The sequence below is a fragment of the Salinimonas chungwhensis DSM 16280 genome, from assembly GCF_000378185.1.
Lineage (GTDB): Bacteria > Pseudomonadota > Gammaproteobacteria > Enterobacterales > Alteromonadaceae > Alteromonas > Alteromonas chungwhensis.
Genome location: NZ_KB899381.1, coordinates 1 through 20,429 on the forward strand (window position 1 = coordinate 1; position 20,429 = coordinate 20,429).

Genomic DNA, 20,429 nt, shown 5'->3' on the forward strand with positions numbered 1-20,429 from the left:
ACTTTGTCGAGCCCCTTAACGATTCTTTTATAAAACCTACAGATATAAAAAAACCCACCAGATGGTGGGTTTTCTTGAATGGCGCGTGTGGAAGGATTCGAACCTCCGACCGCCTGGTTCGTAGCCAGGTACTCTATCCAGCTGAGCTACACACGCGAAAAACAGATATTATGCACAAGCATAATGTGACAAATAGTAAGTGGCGCGTGTGGAAGGATTCGAACCTCCGACCGCCTGGTTCGTAGCCAGGTACTCTATCCAGCTGAGCTACACACGCGCAAAACTTGTGTTGGTTGCCACCACCAACTAAAAATGGCGGAGAGGGAGGGATTCGAACCCTCGATACGCGTAATGCGTATGGTTCCTTAGCAGGGAACTGGTTTCAGCCACTCACCCACCTCTCCGGAATGTGGTGCTGCATTTTACGGATTCACCTGATGGTGTCAAACGTTTTTTAAATAAAAATGCTCACCTGGCGGGATTTTCAACATTTTGTATAAAACAGGCTCAAACCCTTAATTTTTATACAATAAGCTCATATGAGCTTCGTTTGCGCCGGACTCCATACGGGCCCTGGTGCGCTTCCCGACCAACAGCGACAAGATAGCAAAAATCTGCCCGGAAGAAAATCAATAACTCACTTTAAATAATCTGAACGCACAGACTTTAAGCAGTCGGGCTTGTAATGGTATAAAAACCCAGCGATATCCGATTACAAATATAAAAAAGGCTGGTTTTCACCAGCCTTTTTTATCGTCAAAGAAATTTATTCTTTATCAGAATTATCCGCGTCTCCGCCTTTCTCAGCCTGAATCCGCATATAGATTTCTTCACGATGAACCGATACTTCTTTAGGGGCATTTACCCCGATACGCACTTGATTTCCCTTAACGCCCAAGACAGTGACAGTGACTTCATCACCCACCATCAAAGTTTCACCTACACGACGAGTCAAAATAAGCATTCGCTTGCTCCTGTTCCTTACTTATGAACATATCCCTTCATTTTGCTTCAACGCCGGCACGACCCGGCGATAGCAGCAGCGACTCCCTGTTCTTGTGTCACATCAAAAACCCGCTGTTTAACCGATAAACTAGATTATAGCTTATCTGATAGCCAAGAGGTAACAGAGTCTAACGCTGCCCCCAGATTTTCCGGCTGATCACCACCCGCCTGAGCCATATCAGGCCGGCCACCACCTTTACCGCCAACCTGTCCGGCGACAAAATTAACCAGCTCTCCGGCCTTGACCTTAGAGGTAAGTTGTTTGGTCACGCCCGCTATCAAACTGACTTTATTGTCACCTGCTACACCAAGTACTACGATACCTTCGCCAATTCGGTTTTTAAGATCGTCAACCATTCCGCGTAATGCTTTGGGTTCTATCCCATCCAGCCGGGTAACCAGCACTTTTACACCGTTGATGGTTTGCGCCTGCTCCAGCATGTCCGCACCCTGCTGACTGGCTAACTTCTGTTTTGTTGCACTGAGCGTCTTTTCCAATTCTTTGGTTTGAGCCTGCAGTGCACTAAGTCTGTTCACCACATTACTGGTATCAGTCTTGAGCAAGACAGCAGCTTCATTAAGCAGGGTTTGCTGTCGCTGGACAACGTCAATTGCCGCCTCACCTGTTACCGCCTCAATTCGGCGCACCCCGGAAGCAATACCGCTTTCGGCAACGATTTTAAATAAACCAATATCACCGGTTCGCGCTACGTGGGTGCCGCCGCAAAGCTCAATAGAAAACGGCCCCATTGTCACAACCCGTACTTTTTCATCGTACTTTTCGCCAAACAGTGCCATCGCCCCTGACGATTTTGCTTCCTCCAGATCCATCAGCTCGGTGGACAAGGCGTGATTAGCGCAAATTTCCTGATTAACCCGTCGTTCCAGGGTAGCCAGTTGTTCTGCAGTAACAGGTTCAAAGTGAGAAAAGTCGAAACGCATACGCTGCGCCTGAACCAGGGAACCTTTTTGTGAAACATGCTCACCTAAAACTTCGCGCAAGGCTGCGTGAAGAAGATGGGTGGCGCTGTGGTTCTTCTTGATCGCCTCGCGGTTGTTGCTGTCTATCTTAGCGGTCGCCGTATCTCCCTTTTCAATTCGCCCAACAGCTTTACCGTAATGCGCAAAGGCATTCCCCAGCGTTTGAGTGTCAGTAACCACAAATTCACCACCGGCGACTTCCAATATTCCTCTATCCCCACTTTGACCGCCGGCTTCTGCATAAAACGGTGTACTGTCCAGCACCACCACACCCTCTTCTCCGTCATTGAGCGTGTCAGTAAGCGTATTGTCTTTAATCAGTTCCAGAACATTTCCCTGGCCCTCGGCATCTGTATAGCCGGTGAACTTGGTGACATGCTCAACCCGCAGTTGCTCATTATAGTCCATGCCAAAATTGCTGGCTTTCTGAGCCCGCTGGCGCTGGGCCTGCATGGCTTTTTCAAAGCCTTCTTCATCAATTTTGTAATTATGTTCGCGCGCCACATCGCCGGTTAAATCAGCCGGAAAGCCATAGGTGTCATAAAGTTTAAAGACAACCTCGCCCGGGACGGTGTCGCCTTCCAGATTTTCAAGTACATCGTTGAGCATCGCGATGCCGCGAGATAGCGTTTTACTGAATTGCTCTTCCTCTACACGCAATACTTTTTCGATTACCGGTTGCTGATCAGCAAGCTCTGGATAGGCTTCGCCCATTTCTTTGGTCAGCGCCTGAACCAATTTATAGAAGAAAATATCATTGGCGCCCATCTTATAGCCATGCCGCACCGCCCGACGAATAATACGCCGAAGCACATAACCACGGCCTTCGTTGCCTGGCATCACCCCATCACAGATTAAAAAGCTGCATGAACGGATATGGTCAGCAATTACCCGTAATGACTTGTTTTCAAGGTCATCACTGCCGACCACGTCAGCAGCGGCCTGAATAAGATTTGCAAAAAGATCGATTTCATAGTTACTGTGCACGTCCTGCATAATAGCGGCAATACGCTCCAGCCCCATGCCGGTATCTATCGAAGGTTTTGGCAGTGGTTCCATGGTCCCGTCAGACTGCTTGTTGTACTGCATGAAAACCAGATTCCAGATTTCGATAAAACGATCGCCATCTTCTTCCGGTGTTCCCGGCGGTCCGCCCCAGATATGCTCGCCGTGATCGTAGAAAATCTCGGAGCAAGGTCCACACGGGCCGGTATCTCCCATTGACCAGAAATTATCTGCAGTATCAATGCGCAAGATCTTGTCTTTAGGCACACCGATGTGTTTTTCCCAGATATCAAATGCTTCATCATCGGTATGAAAAATAGTCACCAGGAGTTTATCTTTGGCCAGCCCCAGTTCCTCGGTCAAAAACTTCCAGGCAAACGTTATTGCCTCTTTTTTAAAGTAGTCGCCAAAACTGAAATTACCCATCATTTCGAAAAATGTATGGTGACGCGCGGTGTAGCCGACATTCTCTAAATCATTATGTTTACCGCCGGCGCGTACGCACCGCTGGGAAGAAACCGCACGGGTGTAACTGCGTTTCTCAGTACCAAGAAATACATCTTTAAACTGATTCATGCCGGCATTAGTGAAAAGCAGGGTTGGATCGTCTGCCGGAACTAAAGAACTACTTGCCACGGGCTGATGACCATGACTTTTATAATAGTCGAAAAACTTTTGGCGAATGTCAGCAGTTGATAATGTCATTGAGATCCAAACTTCCTATTTAATTTCTGTTACTGTGGCAGGTGAACTATGCTTAAGGCACCGCGCTGACTGGCGTCAGACGTGTGGAACAATACCACGAAACAACGGCGCTTGTTAAGCTGCCTGATTAGTCCTTGTGGCCTTGCATGGCGTAATCTATATGCGCCTGCAGAAAACCACGATATTGTAAAAACTGCATTTGCTTTTGACGGCGCTTAAAATCACTTGGTTCAGCCAGGCCAAACTTTTTTTCACGCACCGACAAAGCCAGTTCGAACCAGTCGGGCTCAACCTCAGCCACAGCGGCATCGACAAGACTTTCGCTGATATCATGACGCGTCAGGTCGGCCGACAAGCGGCGCGGCCCACGGCCCTTACTGAGCGCACTTCGCACCATGGCTTCGGCAAAACGCTGGTCAGACTGAATATCAGCTTCACGAAACTCTTCGATTATCGGGGCAACCTGAGACTCCGCATAGCCTTTTTGGGTAAGCTTTGCGGTAATCTCCATATAGCTGTGCTCTCGTCGCGCCAACATGCGGGTAATCGCGTCAACAATGATTTTTCTGTTAAACTCTGACATGTTTCAAACTATTTGGTGCCCTTGACATCAATGCCCCGATAACAAAACCAACTGAAGTGGTGCTTCGCTCTCTTTATGGGATATCAAACCGTATTTTTCAATAGCATATCGCAAATTCCTGCAGTCCAGTGGCAACAGCTGGCTGCAAAGGCCGGCCCGTTTTTGCAGCATGCATTTCTGCAACTGCTCGAAACTACTGGCTGCGTGGGTAATAATAGCGGATGGCAGCCGTGCCATCTGGCGTTATTTGATGATGAACAACTTATTGCAGCAGCGCCTGGCTATCTGAAATCCGACAGCTACGGCGAATATGTTTTTGATCAAAGCTGGGCTAATGCGTATCACCAACACAACCTGGCTTATTACCCTAAGTGGATTAGTGCTGTGCCTTTTACCCCGGTAACCGGCCCGCGTTTTCTGACGCATCCTGATCGCGAGCCAGCGCCCCTGTGGCAGCAGATGTCAGATGAATTACAGACGAGATTAAAAAATACAGTCTCTTCACTGCATGTGCTGTTTCCCCCAATCAGTATGGCTACAGCGCTAAAGCAACAGCAGGAATTTGCACAGCGCTATAGCGTTCAGTTTCAATGGCATAACTACGGGTACCATAGCTTTGATGATTTTCTTGGAGCGTTGACATCCCGAAAACGCAAGACCATAAAAAAGGCGCGAAAAAGTCTCGATGCGCGGGACATCACCATTGAAAGAAAAGTTGGTCAGGCAATTCAACCCGCCGATATGGCATTTTTTATCCGGTGTTATCAGCAAACTTATCTAAAACGAAGCGGGCATACGGGTTACTTAAATGAAGCTTTCTTTTATGGTCTGGCCGAACAGATGGGTGAGCAGATGCTTCTGATCATAGCCAGTACGCCAACGGGGGCGTGTGCCAGTGCGTTGCTTTTTTTCGATGACGAGGCATTGTACGGACGCTACTGGGGGGCACTGGAGAACATCAGCGAACTGCATTTTGAGTGTTGCTATTACCAGGGAATCGCCTTTGCGATCGACAATAAATTGTCTTACTTCAATCCTGGCACCCAGGGCGAACACAAATTAATCCGGGGGTTCGAACCCATTTACTGTACCTCCGCTCATTTTCTCTACGAGCCTGTGTTTCACGATGCTGTAAAGGATTTTCTACAGCGGGAAACGCCGGCTATACAAAGCTATTTCCAACAAGCTGTAGATGTATTACCTTACAACAATGATAAAAAACAAAAACTTAGCGTTTTTAATACACCCGGTGTCGATGCTGACACAATAACAACTAGAACAGAGAACTGACAATGAAATACAATCTTATCGCCGCGATGGTTGCGGCATCGCTTGGTCTTGCAGGCTGTGGACAGGCAGATCAGACCAACGAACAGCAGTCTGAACAACAAAAAGAAGCGTCTGCCAAGACAGCGCAAAATAATGGTGAGCCGGAACTGGGTAGCTTCGGCGTTGATCTATCAGCCCGCGATGAGTCAGTCCGCCCGGGCGATGATTTTTTCCGCTATGCTGGCGGTACCTGGTATGACAATTTTGAGCTTCCTGCAGACAAAGTAAGGTACGGTGCCTTTAGTAAACTTTACGACCGGAGCCAGGATCAGGTTAAAGCCATTATCGACGACATTATGTCTCGCGACGATCTGAATAAAGAAGAACAGATGGTCCATGACTTCTATAAAGCCTATATGGATACCGATGCAATTAACAAAAAGGGAATCGCGCCAATCTCTGATGTTATGAGCAAAATCGATGAGCTTGAAAATCATCAGCAGCTGACCGAATTGTTTGGTAGTGCATGGCTGTATGGTAACGCCTCCCCATTATATGCCGGACTTTGGTATAACCGTCTGGATCCTAATGAGTATCAGGTCACTGTTGGCGTGGGTGGTCTTGGCCTGCCTGATCGTGATTATTATTTAGGTGATCAGGAACGCTTTACAGAGATTCGAAAGGCGTACCTGGCTCATGTTGAAGAGATGCTGACGCTGGCAAATGAAGAAAATGCCGCTGAAAAAGCAAAACATATTCTTGACCTGGAAACCCAAATTGCTGAAATTCAGTGGCCTCGTGAAAAACGTCGTGACCGCGAACTGACGTTAAACCAGATCGAACGTTCTAAGCTTTCTGATGAGTACGCCGGTTTCGACTGGGATGCGTTTTTCAAATCAAGCGGCCTGAAAGCGCCTGAGCTGAACATGACCACGCCAGAGCCGATTAAAAATGTCATTAAAATAGTTAATGATACTGATTTGGATGTGTGGAAAAGCTATCTGACCTATCACACTATTTCCAACAACGCTGATTTGTTGTCTGAAGATGTGTTTATGTCAAATTTTAATTTTTACGGCAAGACACTAAATGGTCAGCAGGAACCGCGTCCACGCTGGAAACGTGCGCTATCACAAATGTCAGGGACCGAGTCTTTAGGTTTTGCTATCGGTAAAATCTACGTCGATGAATATTTCCCTGAAAGCTCAAAAGAGCAAATGAAAGAGTTGGTAGAGAATCTGCGTGCGGCACTGAAAAAGCGCATCGAGAATCTCGACTGGATGGGTGAGGATACAAAAGAAGCAGCAAAAGAAAAACTGGCCGCTTTCCGCCCAAAAATTGGCTATCCAGATGAGTGGGTTGACTTAGAAGGTGTCACAATCACTGAAGACCAGCTGGTCCAGAATGTGCGCAATCTGCGTGAGTTTTTCCAACAGCGTGATGTTGAAAAAGAACTGGAGCCGACTGATCGTGAACGTTGGGGGATGACACCACAAACCGTCAATGCGTATTACAATTCGTCGTTCAACGAAATTGTATTTCCTGCCGCAATTTTGCAACCGCCATTTTTTGATCCCAATGCTGATCCTGCTGTAAATTACGGCGCTATTGGTGCCGTTATTGGTCACGAAATGGGGCATGGCTTTGATGACCAGGGATCGAAATCGGATGCTAAAGGCATTCAGCGCAACTGGTGGACAGAAAAAGATTTAGAAGCATTTAATGCCAAAGTTGATAAGTTGGACGAGCAGTACAGCCAGTACGAACCCATCGAAGGCAACAATGTGAATGGCCGCTTAACCCTGGGTGAAAATATTGGTGATGTTGGCGGTCTTTCTATGGCCTACGAGGCTTACAAAATAAGCCTTGATGGTGAAGAGCCACCAGTTATTGATGGCCTGACCGGCGATCAGCGATTCTTCCTGGCGTGGGCTCAGGTATGGCGTGAAAAGCGCACCGAGCAAAGCCTGATGAATCAGCTTCGTTCTGACCCTCATGCCCCTGCACGTTATCGCACCATGGCACCGCGTAACCTGGACGCCTGGTATAAAGCATTTGATGTAAAACCTGACGATGAACTGTACCTGCCAAAAGAAGAGCGTGTACAAATCTGGTAACGTTACAGATAAATGTTTATTAGTGCAAAAGGCTGCCAAAGGGCAGCCTTTTTTGATCATATCATCGCCCGCTTTTCCAGTTGGGGTCTTTTTACCCGCCACTTTTGCAGCTTTTCAGCGTAGCGTGAGCAACGGGCACATATATAATGACAGAAACTTGATATGACGCGGCTATATGTCATTTCAGGGGCCGTTATTTTTCATCCAGGCTGGTATATTGAAAAACATCATCAATTGGCTTATTAAATATTCGCGCAATCTTAAATGCGACTTCAAGGGAAGGTGAATACTTCCCCTTTTCTATTGCCATTACTGTCTGGCGCGTCACACCTATTTTCGAAGCCAACTCCTGCTGAGTCATTTCGTTCGAGAAAAAACGTAACGTCCTGATATTGTTCTTTAGTGTCAAAGTTTCGGCCATTAACTTTCCTGCCGGTAATAATAAAGCTCAGTGGCAAAGCGAGCTACCTCGGATAGCCAGAAAATAACTACCAGTTTCAGTTCGAAAGGTGCCAGGGCAAGGTTTGTGTATTCATTTTGTACTTCAAAACCAAAGCTGCTGTTTATCATCTGTTGAGATATACAGGCAATGACCCCGATTGATAATACCCAGTAGCCGACATTGTTCGCCAGCAGCCGGTAGTTACGCTCTCTTTCATCTTCTGGTAATCCTGAGCCTTCCTGCTCCTTCATTGCCAATGCGATATGCAATACCACTTCAAGTACAATAAACGCTATGACAACACGGAAAATTAAGCCACTTATATCCTGTCCGGATACCGCCTCCCCCGCTGCCAGAAATGCAAGAATGTTATCGCCATAAACCGACGCGATAACCAAAGATATTAATAAAGAAACCCACAAACTTTTTTCTCTGAAAGAAATCATAATTTTGCTCTATTGTCAGATTTTTCAAACTCAGAGTAAATAATTAATGACAAAATGTTAAGTATTTTATACATCAAAATGTAACCGGATATTAGCAGGTGGAATTCTTCTCAGCTAAGATCTGCTACTACCTTGTGCTGATAGCCCCGGTTTGTCGGGCTGTAGTGCATGTGGTAAGACGTATTATTGAAAATTGCGCTCAGCAAAGCGTCACAGTCATTTAGTTCGGATACAAAAAAGCCACCCGAAGGTGGCTTTTAGCATATTTACGTTATGCGTTAACGGGTTTGCTATCCCCTCGCGAGTTGTTCTCATTATCTTCTATAATGCGCAGCGCGCAGTCCAAAGCCTCCAACCGGGTTTTGAACATGCGCACGTTAGCCTGATGTGTGTTAATGCTATCCAAAACCTTTATAACATTGGCAGTAGCACCACAGATAACCAGCTCTCTTCCCGCTGCCTGCGCGTCTGATGTGATAGTTTCAACCGCCATAGCTGCAGAAACATCAACCACCGGTACGCGGGTAAAATCAAGGATAAGAACTTGTGAACGCTCACGGACCCGCTCACGAACATGATGTCCCAAATCCGCCGCAGCACCAAAGCTTAGTGGTCCACCAAAACTAAAGATACTGACTTTGCCACCTGCTTTTTCCAGCAATTCGTTTTCTTCGGGATCATCCAGACCTTCTGGCAACTGGTTCAGCTCTTCCAGTTGCAACTGAGCAACCTGACGAACATAAGCGAGAGCGGCTAGTACCACACCAACACCCACCGCCGTGATAAGGTCAACAAACACAGTCAGTCCAAGTACCAGCGCCATTAGCGCAAAGTCCCAGCGCGGACCGGTGTGCGCTCGTTTGAGGTAGCCCCAGTCAATAATATCCAGACCGACTTTGACCAAAATACCAGCTAATACCGCGTGTGGTATTTTTGCCGCCAGCGGGCTAAGGCCCAGCACAATAGCAAGTAGCACCAGCGCGTGGGTCATACCCGAGATACGGTCTTTACCACCACTACGAATATTCACTACTGTGCGCATGGTTGCGCCTGCACCAGCAATACCACCAATCAGGCCGGCAACGGTGTTACCGATCCCCTGACCAATCAGTTCGCGATTGCTATCATGCCGTGTGCGGGTCATGTTGTCCGCAACGAGGGAGGTTAGCAAACTATCAATAGCCCCCAGAATAGCCAGAATAAATGCCGCTTCCAGCACTAAAAATGTATTCCCCTCGGTAAAGGTCGGCCAGTGAATACTGGGCAAGCCGGTAGGAATATCGCCCAGTACAGGAACACTCAATGCCAAACTTACCAGCGTACCAATAATAAGCGCAGCAAGCGCACCAGGGACATATTTTCCTAAAGCTGCCGGCCATTTATAGGCGATCAATAGTGTTCCTATTCCTAGCGCCAGGGTGACAAAGTTGATATCGGCAAGCGCCTGAGGCAGATATTCCAACGCTCCGATGGTTCCACCTGGGGGCTCATGACCCATCAATCGCCCCAACTGCAGGATGATGATAATTGCACCAATGCCGGACATAAAACCGGATATAACCGGGTAAGGGACCAGTCTGATATATTGCCCTACGCCAAGAAGGCCGAAGACAATCTGGAACACACCGGCCATGACTACCGCAGTGAGAATTAACTCGACATTGCCGGATAAACTGGCAAACAATCCGGCCAGCACAACCACCATGGGCCCCGTTGGACCGGAGATTTGCGACGGCGTGCCACCAAACAGTGAAGCAAAGAAGCCAACGGCAATGGCGCCGTAAAGTCCCGCCATGGGGCCCAGACCAGAGGCAACACCCAGGGCCAACGCCAGTGGCAACGCCACAATACCTGCCGTAAGACCGCCGGTTAGATCGCCCCGTAAATTAGAGGTACTGATTTTTAACATGAATGCTGCTTATTTTTTAGTTAGTTTTTGTTCTGCGTAAGCTTCGCTCATGCGCTCAAAAGTTTTGCTGGATTCGTCATAACAAAGCACTTCACCAGAGCCGATATTATATACCCAGCCATGCAGCTTGACTTTACCAGTGGCAATTTTTGCTGCTACAGACGGGTGAGTACGCAAATGCTGTAACTGCTGAAGAACATTTTCCTGCGTCACTTCTTCAAGATTTTCATGATCGACACTGCCTCGTCGCTCTTTGACGACTTCAGTAGCGCAACGACAATGACCAAGCCACTCTTTCACGTGGGGCAGACCATCTAACGCTTCCGGGTTCAAAGCACCTTTCATGGCACCACAGTCGGTATGCCCGCAGATAACAATATGGCTCACCCCAAGCGCGGCGACAGCAAATTCTATAGAAGCTGTCATTCCACCAGTTTGGTTTGAATGAGGAGGAACTACATTACCGGCGTTTCTGCAAATAAACAGTTCACCGGGATCGGTTTGTGTGACCAGATTTGGATCGATTCGTGAGTCAGAACAAGTGATAAAAAGAACTTCGGGATTCTGCCCGTTGGCAAGCTTTTGAAAAGTGGCTTTTTTTGTTGGGTAAACTTCGTCCTGAAATTTGGCAACGCCAGAAATAACATGATCCATTTTTTACTCCGCTTGTTTACAAGTTTGTATAGTTGTTAACGGAGTTTTAACTGATAGTCTAATAGAATTATATAGATTCTCATGATAGTGAAAAACTATCAGAGCTATAACCCTTGTGTAGCATGAGAAGGTCAGGAGACGGGCCAAGCCCGCTCCTGTGTAAGAAAGTTAAGTGGTCTGATTAAATGCGATCGTTTCCACCTCTATGTTTTTTGACTTGGCATGCTCGAGAAAGTCCCGGACGGTTTCTTTCACATCATAAGCAACGGATTTTGAATTGGAAAAGTCCAGGATGACTTTTGCATCATCGGGAATGGAGTCCAGTTTCTTTAAAATTCGTGGCTTATTGAAAAAGGTGACATCTTCTGCCATTACAATGTGGTGTGTCTCTTTACCGTGATCATGATCAACCGTATCTATGAAGTGATATGAATTACGGTAACTGTGACGTAATGTGAAGAACAAGCTAAGCACGAGCCCTGCAATTACACCCGTTAGCAGGTCGGTCACTACCATCACTGCAATAGTCAGAATAAAGGGTAAGAATTGTTCCAGCCCGTTTTTATACATCTTTCTGAACGTCGCCGGTTTCATCAGTTTATAGCCAACGGTGACAAGAATAGCTGCCAGGGATGCAAGGGGTATTTGATTCAGCAGCGAAGCCATGACGAATACTGAGATGACCAGAAAAACACCGTGTAATATCGCCGACATTTTGGTCTTACCACCAAACGCGATATTTGCCGAACTGCGAACGATTACCTGAGTAATAGGTAGCCCTCCGATTAAACCAGAGCAAATATTACCAATACCCTGCGCCTTCAACTCACGATTGGTTGGCGTAACGTTCTTGTCCGGGTCCAGTTTGTCGGTGGCTTCCACACACAATAATGTTTCTATACTGGCGACGGCCGCCATTACCAGGGCGATGGTAATAACCTCAATACTGAACATCTGGGAAAAAGCAGGAAATGACATTTCACTGGCAAAGCTGTCAAAACTATCAATTACCGGTAACGTCACCAACTGGTCAGGACTAAGTGGCATACCCGCCTGCGAAAGCGCCATTGATGTCACAATGCCCAGCAATACCACAACGATGGGGCCCTGAAGCAGACGAAATATCTTATGGGCGTGAGTTAAGTACTTATCCCATATGACCAGTAATATAATCGATACAACGGAAATAGCCACTGCTGCTGGAGACATGACAGATAAGGCGTGGGAGATCGCAGAAAAGGTATTCTCACCATTTAGCTGCTGAAATGCTTCTTCGCCCAAAAAGTCTGCGTGCCAGCCAAACAGATAAGGTATCTGCTTAAGTATGATAAGCAAACCGATCCCCGCCAACATACCGGTTATCACCGAAGATGGAATAAAGTATGCGACAAATCCGGCTCTGGCAAAACCCAGAATAAGTTGGAATACGCCCGATAATACGACAGCGCAAAGAAACAGCTCCCAGCTGCCCAGCGTTGCAATTGCATCAAACACAATTACCGCCAGACCTGCGGCGGGCCCGCTGACACCTAATCGGGAGCCACTGAATAGACCGACAACAATACCACCGACGATTCCGGCGATAATGCCGGAAAATAACGGAGCACCTGAAGCCAACGCAATACCCAGACACAGCGGTAACGCGACAAAAAATACAACAATACTTGCCGGGAGATCATTTTTGATCTCCGCAAAACTTAATTCTGACTTCATGGCTGGATCCTACTTACCCTTAGCCAGTTTGCGTTCGGCATACACTTCTTCCATCTCTTTAAAGACGCCTGTTTCCGGTTGATAACAAAGCACGGTCCCTGTCTCAATGTTATATACCCAGCCATGAAGCTCAACTTTACCCGTCGCCAGCTTGGCAGCAACTGCAGGATGCGTGCGCAGATGTTGCATTTGTTGAATGACATTTTCTTTGGTCAATTCTTCCAGATTGTCAGCTGTCAGTTCGCCATGTTTTTCTTTAACCACCTCGCTGGCACAGCGACAATGGCCTAACCATTCTTTGACATGGGGCAGCGAATCCAGCTTTTCAGGATTTAGTGCGCCCTTCATCGCACCACAATCGGTGTGTCCGCACACTACGATGTGCTCAACACCCAGCGCTGCTACAGCAAATTCAATTGATGCGGTCATACCACCAGTTTGATTAGAGTGCGGTGGTACAATATTGCCCGCGTTGCGGCAAATAAACAGCTCCCCCGGATCCGTTTGCGTCACCATATTGGGGTCGATGCGGGAATCGGAGCAGGTAATGAAAAGTACTTCGGGATTCTGGCCGTTTGCCAGTTTTTGGAAAGTGGCCTTTTTGCCCGGGTATACTTCATCCTGGAACTTGGCTACACCGGATATAACATGATCCATAAAAAATACTCCACTGAATTAATTGAGATACGATATTACTTATAATACGAACGAGTCTCACCTGATAGGCATATAGAAGAATACAGTTTTCTTAGATAGATAGAAACTATCAGCTCACTCATAACTCCACAGAAATGTGGCGCAAGACACTGATGCTTGCTCCTAGACAGTTGAGGGTGGTGGCTTACAATCAGGCAACCTTTGCCTACTCACAGCCTTTAAAGGCAGGGTAAACGTCAGGTTTGTCCTTTTAATTACTGTTAACGCCATTGCCTGATAGCCAGTCGGATATATATGACACGAACAGGTTTGCGACTAAGGTTTGGTATTACCAATGCGTATCATAAAGGTTACATTTTTTTCATAATGCCCGCCTGGGATATGGCAAGTGAGAGTAAACCATCAGGATATTATGACCACACCCATGCTGAAGTACTACTCGCCCTATTTCGTGCAAGAATAAGTTGCTTTCATCCGGGTCGTTCGAGGTGATATGTGAGCACAGTCAATTTGTGATAGGTAAAACCCTGACTCATAGTCATAGTCACGTTTAAGCATTGGTGATAACCTTTGTCTATCAGAAAAATCACGACTTATCACGAGAGTATGTTAGGTAATTCTAAAGCACCTTCAATAAGCCAGATCCGGTATTTTGTCACTGTTGCTAAGCATCTGAATTTTCGCAATGCCGCTCAGGCTTTAGGTATCAGCCAGCCAACACTTACCACGCAAATAAATGCGCTGGAGTCTAATCTTGGACTAAAATTATTTGAACGCTCCCGCTCAGGAACGCTGCTAAGTGCTCATGGACATGCACTTTTATTTAGTGCTGAAAAAGTACTTACTGCCAATCTTCAGTTTGCCGAAGTAGCCAGAAACTTATCAGACGGTGAAAATACGATGTATCGACTGGGTATCCCGCCTACTCTCGGCCCGTATTTACTGCCCTATGTGCTGCCAGACATTCATACATTAAAGCCTAATCTTAAGTTTTATGTGCGCGAGGCAGCACCTACCCAATTGCAACAGGGGCTACTGGCCGGCGAATATGACCTAGTACTCACTCCTATGTCAGACGCCAACTCACAAATACAAAGTCAGCCGCTTTTTTACGAACCACTTAAATTTGTTATGCCTTCGGATCATCCGCTCGCCGGAAAGCCTTTCATCGACCCGCAACTGCTTCGCGATGAGCAAGTGCTGACTTTAGAAGATCGCCATCATTTTCATCATCAGGTTCATGATATTTGTAAGCGATTAGGGGCTAAAGTGGCGCGGGATTATGAAGGTACCAGTTTGGATACGCTTCGACAGATGGTGGTCATGGGAATGGGCGTTGCGTTCCTGCCAGGGCTGTACATTCACTCTGAATTACATAAACCAGAAGCGCTGCATGTTTGTGAACTGGCTGACATGCCTATCGTCAGGCAACATGTGCTGGCCTGGCGCAATACCTCACCATCCCGTACGTTCTTTCGTGAGTTGTCATCCACCATGCGAAATATTATCCAGAAGCGCCTTGAAGGTGCAGTTACACTGGCTGAGCCTCTTTCTTGCGAGGATAAAGCGCCAGAGTAGGCGCTTTTTTGATATTTGATCTGGCGCTCATCGAAAATCTAGATTTTAAACTGATTAACCACTTTTTGTAGTTCATTAGCCACGCCGCTTAACTGGGTTGCCTGCGCAGCCAGTTCAAAGGCATGTTCGCTGGTGCGATCACTCAAGCCCGTGATTTTCACTAAAGAACGATTTATATCTTCGGCTACCACACTTTGCTGCTCTGTGGCATTTGCGATATGACCGCTCTGTGATTGCACTGTACCGATTGATTCACTAATGCGTTCCAGCGCAGCAACCACCGAAGCGGTTTTTTCCACGCCTTTTTCAGACCGCTCCTTACCTTGCTGCATCACTTTGTCTGTCTGGCTGGCCATACCCTGCAAACGCTCGACCATTCGACGGATATCATCGGTGGAATCCTGGGTACGGCTGGCCAGCGACCTCACCTCATCGGCCACCACGGCAAAACCTCTACCCTGATCGCCTGCCCGGGCTGCTTCGATGGCAGCATTGAGCGCAAGTAAATTAGTTTGCTCAGCAATACTGTTAATGACATCAATAACTGCACCAATATTATTCGATTCCTGACTTAGCTCATTGACTACCGAGACAGCATCATTGATCGCCTGTGCCAGCGCTCTGATCTCTGTCATTGTATCCTGCGCTTGCGATGTTCCGCTGCGTACTTCTGCATCCGCCCTGGTGGCAGCACTGCTGGACTGCGCGGCATTATCAGATATTTCGGTTACTGTGGCCGCCATTTCGGTCACTGCGGTGCTGACATTATCGACCTGATCCCGCTCCTGGGAGATTTCAGCGCTGGTATTCTGTGAGACATCTTTCAACTGCTGGGCAGCTGCTGCCACCGCTTCAGTGTTCATGGCTGTCTGATTGAGTAACTCTCTCAGTTTGTCGGTAAAGCGATTAAATTCTGTGGCAAGCTGACCAATTTCATCATTAGAGCGTACCTCCAGGCGTTTGGTAAGATCACCATCACCTCTGGCAATATCCGCCATTGCGTGCTTCATCTTTACAATAGGCGCTACCACGCTGGAGCCCGTGGCATAGGTGATCAATAGCACCAGCACAATAATCACCAGCGCCACAATAATTGCAGTAATAAATGCCTGTTCCACCGGGTTTGTTATCAACGCCTGTGGCACCAGTAGTCCCATAGACCAGTCCATCTTTGCCCCATCCAGGGTGACATGTTCAAATACCAGCACATATTCCTCACCCTGCCAGTTAACTTGCACCATGCCCTTAGGCTGCCGACTGATGGCGCTGGCTGCGGTATTAAAGCCACTGGATTGGGAGAATTCTGTATTGAACTGTGACAGCGGTGTATGCAACGGCAGCGTTTTAGCTGCGGTGGGAAAGTAGACGATATTTTGCTGTTCATCCAGCAAAAAAGCAGTGCCCTGCTGTTGATATTTTACCTGATTCAGTACTTCGCCCAGCGTGCTGATAAGAATGTCGATACCGCCAACCCCGAGTAACTCTCCGTTTCTGATCACCGGTGCCTGAATAACAGCAGAAACACTACCATCTTGTGAGTCTACAGCAGGCTTACTGACATACAGGGTGCCCTCTTCCACGGCCTGATTAAACCAGGGGCGTTGGGTGGCAAAATAACCTTTGGTGGGGTCATTGGCGTCCGGCCCGTCGATGTCCACGCCCACGCGACCAGCTTCATAAAAGTACTCACTGGTTAGCGCAGAGGCGAAAAAAGCTGATTTAATATTTGCATCCGCATCACTGATATTACTGAATAATTCAAATATCGATGCGGATGCGCGAAGATTTGCGTCCGGTGTTCCACGCTCGGTGTGGTTAGCAAAAAAGTCCTGCAGAAAAGGATTGCTGAGAAAAGTTCTGGCAACTTCAGCATAGCGCGCAAAAAAGCCTTCAACTTTTTCAGCCTCTAAAGTGACCCGGGCAGACAGATCATTTTCCACTGATGCTCTTGCCATCTGGCCGATGTAAGTAACCATCACGATAGCAACAACTGCCAAAAGGGCCGCGATGCTCCCACCCACAATCACCATAAACTTCTTACGCAAAGATAACGACATCATAATTTTTCTTTTTATTTCACTTATCTATAATGTCGACATTAGCACAGGAAACTTTATTAAAACCAGCGGATGCTGTGGCCGGTTTTTGTATTTCTGTATCAGTTTTTACGCCATTGCAGCAATAAATTATGCGCGGGCATCGGATGGATACCGCAAAGTATTAAAGGTTCAGCCCACTGGATTAACTCATCAATATCGCGATATCCCCCATAGCCCTGCGCGACAAGTTTATGATGAAAATCCTCATTGCTTTGGCTATTAAACACCCCTTGCTGCGTAAAGGGCCCGTATTGACAAAATACGCCTCCTGAGGGAAGCGCTTCAGCAATTTGCGCAAGCATGATTTTCACCTCATCTGGCTGCATGATATGTGCAGTATTTGCTGTAAATACACCATCAAACCGCTGAGATGGAAAGAGATCCTGGCCTACTGTAAATGCTATCGGGCGCTGTAAATTAGCGTTGCCGAATTCATCGATCCAACTATTGATACCTTCGTGGTACTGCGGCTGGTCGCTGCTGTACCACTTTAAAAACGGTAATTTTTGCGCAAACCAGACAGCATGCTGGCCGGTACCACTACCAATCTCCAGCACGCTCGAGCATTGTGCAAAGGCATTTTTTAAAATCGCCAGTATGGGGTGCTTATTGTTCTCGCACGCCTGACTATATGGTTTATTCATTGATATTCGGCGCCAGCCATTTTCTGGCAGTCTGTTCATCCCAGTTTTTGCGTTGCGCATAATCCTGAAGTTGATCTTTTTGAATTTGTGCAACAGCGAAATAACGGGACTCGGGGTGAGAAAAATACCAACCGGATACCGCTGCGCCGGGCCACATGGCGTAGCTTTCAGTTAGCCGCATCTGAGTGTGCTTTTCAGCCTCCAGCAAATCCCATATCAATTGCTTTTCAGTATGTTCCGGGCAGGCAGCGTAGCCAGGCGCAGGCCGTATTCCCTGGTATTTTTCCCGGATAAGCGCGTCATTATCCAGCGTTTCATCGCTGGCATAGCCCCAATAGTGTTTACGCACCTGTTCGTGCAGGTATTCGGCAAATGCTTCGGCTAAGCGATCTGCAACCGCCTTGACCATGATGGCATTATAATCATCACCGTCTTTGATGAACTTGTCAGCCAGCGCCTGTTCGCCAATTCCCGCGGTCACTGCAAAGGCGCCAATGTAATCATCGATGCCGCTATCTTTGGGTGCAATGAAATCAGCCAGGCAATAATTAGGGAATTTTTCTTTACGGGTTTGTTGCCGCAAATGATGAGACACGCCGATAACCTGCTGACGCGTGTCGTCGGCATATATCTCAATATCATCCAGCAAACGGTTTGCCGCAAACAGACCGATAACACCTTTGGCCTGCAGGCTGTCATTGGCTATCACCTCGTCCAGCATCGCATTGGCATCGTCAAACAAACTTCTGGCTTGCTCCCCCACAACATCATCATTAAGGATGCGCGGGTATTTGCCAGCTAAAGACCAGGTTAAGAAAAACGGTGTCCAGTCAATATAGTGCCGTAATGTTTCAAGTCCGGCGGTCACTGGGGTTACGCCTAATTGCCTGGGCACAACCGGTGGTGTAGAAAAGTCAGGCGTAGCGGCATTATCACGAGCCTCCTGTAGAGAAACCGGTTTGGAGCGGGGTTTCTTACGCGCATGCTGATCGCGGACGGTATCATACTCTTTAGCTAATTCAGCGGCATAGATATCGCGACTTTTTCGATTCAATAATTTCTGACAGACCCCTACTGCACGGCTGGCATTAGCGACATAGGCAACTGGTGCATGATAATTTTGTTCAATTTTAACCGCGGTATGCGCTTTTGATGTTGTCGCGCCGCCAATTAATAACGGTAAATCAAAACCCTGGCGTTCCATTTCTTTGGCCACATGTACCATTTCATCCAGTGACGGGGTAATCAGGCCCGATAAACCGATCATATCAACATTTTCGTCCCTGGCTGTTTGCAGAATCTTTTCGGTAGGAACCATGACCCCTAAATCGATCACCTGGAAGTTATTGCATTGCAGTACCACACCCACAATATTTTTTCCGATATCGTGAACATCCCCTTTAACCGTTGCCAGCAATATTTTACCTGCGCTTTTATTATCGTCGCTTTTCTCTGCTTCTATATACGGCTGCAGATGTGCCACTGCTTTTTTCATTACCCGGGCAGACTTGACCACCTGGGGCAGGAACATCTTCCCTTCGCCAAACAGATCGCCGACGATATTCATGCCATCCATGAGCGGCCCCTCAATCACATGCAGTGGGCGTTCAGCTTGTTGGCGGGCTTCTTCCGTATCATCGATAATATAGTCAGTAATGCCTTTGACCAGCGCATGTGCGAGCCTTTTTGACACCGGTGCGTCGCGCCAGGACAAATCTTCTTTGGCCGCTTCTTTGCCCTCCCCCTGGTACTTTGGTGCAAGGTCAAGCAGACGTTCTGTGGCATCGTCACGGCGATTTAAAATGACATCCTCAACAGCTTCGCGCAGCTCGTTAGGTATTTCATCATAGACTTCAAGCTGCCCTGCATTCACGATGCCCATATCCATTCCCGCTCGTATGGCATGATAAAGAAAGACAGAATGCATGGCCTCCCGAACCGGATTATTACCACGAAAGGAAAATGAAATATTTGAGAGGCCGCCGGAGATGTGTGCGTGAGGACAGGTCTGACGAATAATTCTGGTAGCTTCAATAAAATCTACCGCATAGTTATTATGCTCTTCAATGCCGGTAGCCACGGCAAAAATATTCGGATCAAAGATAATATCCTCAGGCGCAAAACCTACTTTCTCGGTCAGAATTTTATAGCTGCGCTGACATATCTCGACTTTTCGTTTCTGTGTGTCGGCCTGACCTTTTTCATCAAACGCCATTACGACGGTGGCAGCGCCGTAGCGTTTTATCAACGTAGCTTGATGAATGAACTGTGCTTCACCCTCTTTAATACTAATCGAGTTAACAATGGCCTTGCCCTGAACACACTTAAGGCCTGCCTCAATCACTTCCCATTTAGACGAGTCGATCATAATAGGGACACGGCTTATGTCCGGTTCAGAAGCGATTAGCTTGAGAAACGTCTGCATTGCCTCGACTGAATCCAACATGGCTTCATCCATGTTGATATCGATAATTTGCGCGCCGTTTTCAACTTGCTGACGAGCAACATCAAGTGCAGTCTCGTAATCACCATCCATTATGAGGCGTTTGAAGCGGGCAGATCCCGTAACGTTGGTCCGTTCGCCGATATTAATAAACGTAGAAAATTCAGCTGTCACGCTTC

15 protein-coding genes and 3 tRNA genes are annotated in these 20,429 nt (G+C 47.4%); 3 read left to right on the forward strand and 15 right to left on the reverse strand.

The window, feature by feature from the left end; genetic code table 11:
• Positions 1–79: 79 nt before the first annotated feature.
• The 6 genes from F458_RS0110545 to F458_RS0110570 all read right to left on the reverse strand — a co-directional run bounded on the left by F458_RS0110545 (position 80) and on the right by F458_RS0110570 (position 4,279).
• Positions 80–156: transfer RNA gene (locus F458_RS0110545), tRNA-Arg, on the reverse strand.
• Positions 157–200: 44 nt separating this feature from the next.
• A tRNA-Arg gene (locus F458_RS0110550) sits at positions 201–277 on the reverse strand.
• A gap of 36 nt (positions 278–313) precedes the next feature.
• Positions 314–404, reverse strand: a tRNA-Ser gene (locus F458_RS0110555).
• A gap of 362 nt (positions 405–766) precedes the next feature.
• The gene (gene csrA, locus F458_RS0110560) at positions 767–964 is read right to left on the reverse strand and encodes a carbon storage regulator CsrA (protein WP_018983387.1); all 198 of its coding nucleotides are present in this window, start codon (positions 962–964) and stop codon (positions 767–769) included.
• A gap of 134 nt (positions 965–1,098) precedes the next feature.
• Positions 1,099–3,696: an alanine--tRNA ligase gene (gene alaS / locus F458_RS0110565; RefSeq protein ID WP_018983388.1), complete on the reverse strand. Its 2,598-nt coding sequence runs from the start codon at positions 3,694–3,696 to the stop codon at positions 1,099–1,101.
• Between the two features lie 127 nt (positions 3,697–3,823).
• Positions 3,824–4,279 (reverse strand): regulatory protein RecX, encoded by a 456-nt coding sequence (locus F458_RS0110570; RefSeq protein ID WP_018983389.1) that lies wholly within the window; start codon positions 4,277–4,279, stop codon positions 3,824–3,826.
• Between the two features lie 75 nt (positions 4,280–4,354).
• On the opposite strand from F458_RS0110570, the gene F458_RS0110575 reads away from it, so the two are divergent.
• Entirely contained in the window at positions 4,355–5,569 is a 1,215-nt protein-coding gene (locus F458_RS0110575) for a GNAT family N-acetyltransferase (RefSeq protein ID WP_018983390.1), read from the forward strand.
• A gap of 2 nt (positions 5,570–5,571) precedes the next feature.
• On the forward strand, positions 5,572–7,665 hold the full coding sequence (locus F458_RS0110580) for a M13 family metallopeptidase (protein ID WP_018983391.1): 2,094 nt from the start codon (positions 5,572–5,574) through the stop codon (positions 7,663–7,665).
• A 193-nt stretch (positions 7,666–7,858) separates the two neighbouring features.
• Here F458_RS0110580 and F458_RS0110585 read toward each other — a convergent pair whose 3' ends face one another.
• The 6 genes from F458_RS0110585 to F458_RS0110610 form a co-directional block, all read right to left on the reverse strand.
• The gene (locus tag F458_RS0110585; RefSeq protein WP_018983392.1) at positions 7,859–8,086 is read right to left on the reverse strand and encodes a helix-turn-helix transcriptional regulator; all 228 of its coding nucleotides are present in this window, start codon (positions 8,084–8,086) and stop codon (positions 7,859–7,861) included.
• The gene (locus F458_RS0110590) at positions 8,086–8,553 is read right to left on the reverse strand and encodes a hypothetical protein (RefSeq protein ID WP_018983393.1); all 468 of its coding nucleotides are present in this window, start codon (positions 8,551–8,553) and stop codon (positions 8,086–8,088) included. Before F458_RS0110590 ends, F458_RS0110585 begins: the two co-directional genes overlap by 1 nt.
• 271 nt (positions 8,554–8,824) lie before the next feature.
• Positions 8,825–10,462 (reverse strand): SulP family inorganic anion transporter, encoded by a 1,638-nt coding sequence (locus F458_RS0110595; RefSeq protein ID WP_018983394.1) that lies wholly within the window; start codon positions 10,460–10,462, stop codon positions 8,825–8,827.
• A 9-nt stretch (positions 10,463–10,471) separates the two neighbouring features.
• On the reverse strand, positions 10,472–11,116 hold the full coding sequence (locus F458_RS0110600) for a carbonic anhydrase (RefSeq protein ID WP_018983395.1): 645 nt from the start codon (positions 11,114–11,116) through the stop codon (positions 10,472–10,474).
• 168 nt (positions 11,117–11,284) lie between these two features.
• Complete coding sequence (locus F458_RS0110605; protein WP_018983396.1) at positions 11,285–12,829, reverse strand: SulP family inorganic anion transporter; 1,545 nt, start codon at positions 12,827–12,829, stop codon at positions 11,285–11,287.
• Between the two features lie 9 nt (positions 12,830–12,838).
• The gene (locus F458_RS0110610; RefSeq protein ID WP_018983397.1) at positions 12,839–13,486 is read right to left on the reverse strand and encodes a carbonic anhydrase; all 648 of its coding nucleotides are present in this window, start codon (positions 13,484–13,486) and stop codon (positions 12,839–12,841) included.
• A gap of 606 nt (positions 13,487–14,092) precedes the next feature.
• Here F458_RS0110610 and F458_RS0110615 point away from each other — a divergent pair.
• Positions 14,093–15,064, forward strand: a complete 972-nt coding sequence (locus F458_RS0110615) for a hydrogen peroxide-inducible genes activator (protein WP_018983398.1) — start codon at positions 14,093–14,095, stop codon at positions 15,062–15,064.
• A gap of 38 nt (positions 15,065–15,102) precedes the next feature.
• On the opposite strand, the gene F458_RS0110620 is transcribed toward F458_RS0110615, so the two are convergent.
• From F458_RS0110620 to metH, 3 genes are all read right to left on the reverse strand, one after another.
• On the reverse strand, positions 15,103–17,124 hold the full coding sequence (locus tag F458_RS0110620; protein WP_040610350.1) for a methyl-accepting chemotaxis protein: 2,022 nt from the start codon (positions 17,122–17,124) through the stop codon (positions 15,103–15,105).
• Positions 17,125–17,222: 98 nt separating this feature from the next.
• On the reverse strand, positions 17,223–17,807 hold the full coding sequence (locus tag F458_RS0110625; RefSeq protein WP_018983400.1) for a DUF938 domain-containing protein: 585 nt from the start codon (positions 17,805–17,807) through the stop codon (positions 17,223–17,225).
• Positions 17,800–20,424: a methionine synthase gene (gene metH / locus F458_RS19385; protein ID WP_018983401.1), complete on the reverse strand. Its 2,625-nt coding sequence runs from the start codon at positions 20,422–20,424 to the stop codon at positions 17,800–17,802. The genes F458_RS0110625 and metH overlap by 8 nt, the downstream gene beginning before the upstream one ends.
• Positions 20,425–20,429: the final 5 nt, after the last annotated feature.

Bases quoted from the DNA above. Each gene is read 5' to 3' on its own strand.
- csrA (WP_018983387.1), bottom strand. From the start codon at position 964: ATGCTTATTTTGACTCGTCGTGTAGGTGAAACTTTGATGGTGGGTGAT.
- alaS (WP_018983388.1), bottom strand. From the start codon at position 3,696: ATGACATTATCAACTGCTGACATTCGCCAAAAGTTTTTCGACTATTAT.
- F458_RS0110570 (WP_018983389.1), bottom strand. From the start codon at position 4,279: ATGTCAGAGTTTAACAGAAAAATCATTGTTGACGCGATTACCCGCATG.
- F458_RS0110575 (WP_018983390.1), top strand. From the start codon at position 4,355: ATGGGATATCAAACCGTATTTTTCAATAGCATATCGCAAATTCCTGCA.
- F458_RS0110580 (WP_018983391.1), top strand. From the start codon at position 5,572: ATGAAATACAATCTTATCGCCGCGATGGTTGCGGCATCGCTTGGTCTT.
- F458_RS0110585 (WP_018983392.1), bottom strand. From the start codon at position 8,086: ATGGCCGAAACTTTGACACTAAAGAACAATATCAGGACGTTACGTTTT.
- F458_RS0110590 (WP_018983393.1), bottom strand. From the start codon at position 8,553: ATGATTTCTTTCAGAGAAAAAAGTTTGTGGGTTTCTTTATTAATATCT.
- F458_RS0110595 (WP_018983394.1), bottom strand. From the start codon at position 10,462: ATGTTAAAAATCAGTACCTCTAATTTACGGGGCGATCTAACCGGCGGT.
- F458_RS0110600 (WP_018983395.1), bottom strand. From the start codon at position 11,116: ATGGATCATGTTATTTCTGGCGTTGCCAAATTTCAGGACGAAGTTTAC.
- F458_RS0110605 (WP_018983396.1), bottom strand. From the start codon at position 12,829: ATGAAGTCAGAATTAAGTTTTGCGGAGATCAAAAATGATCTCCCGGCA.
- F458_RS0110610 (WP_018983397.1), bottom strand. From the start codon at position 13,486: ATGGATCATGTTATATCCGGTGTAGCCAAGTTCCAGGATGAAGTATAC.
- F458_RS0110615 (WP_018983398.1), top strand. From the start codon at position 14,093: ATGTTAGGTAATTCTAAAGCACCTTCAATAAGCCAGATCCGGTATTTT.
- F458_RS0110620 (WP_040610350.1), bottom strand. From the start codon at position 17,124: ATGATGTCGTTATCTTTGCGTAAGAAGTTTATGGTGATTGTGGGTGGG.
- F458_RS0110625 (WP_018983400.1), bottom strand. From the start codon at position 17,807: ATGAATAAACCATATAGTCAGGCGTGCGAGAACAATAAGCACCCCATA.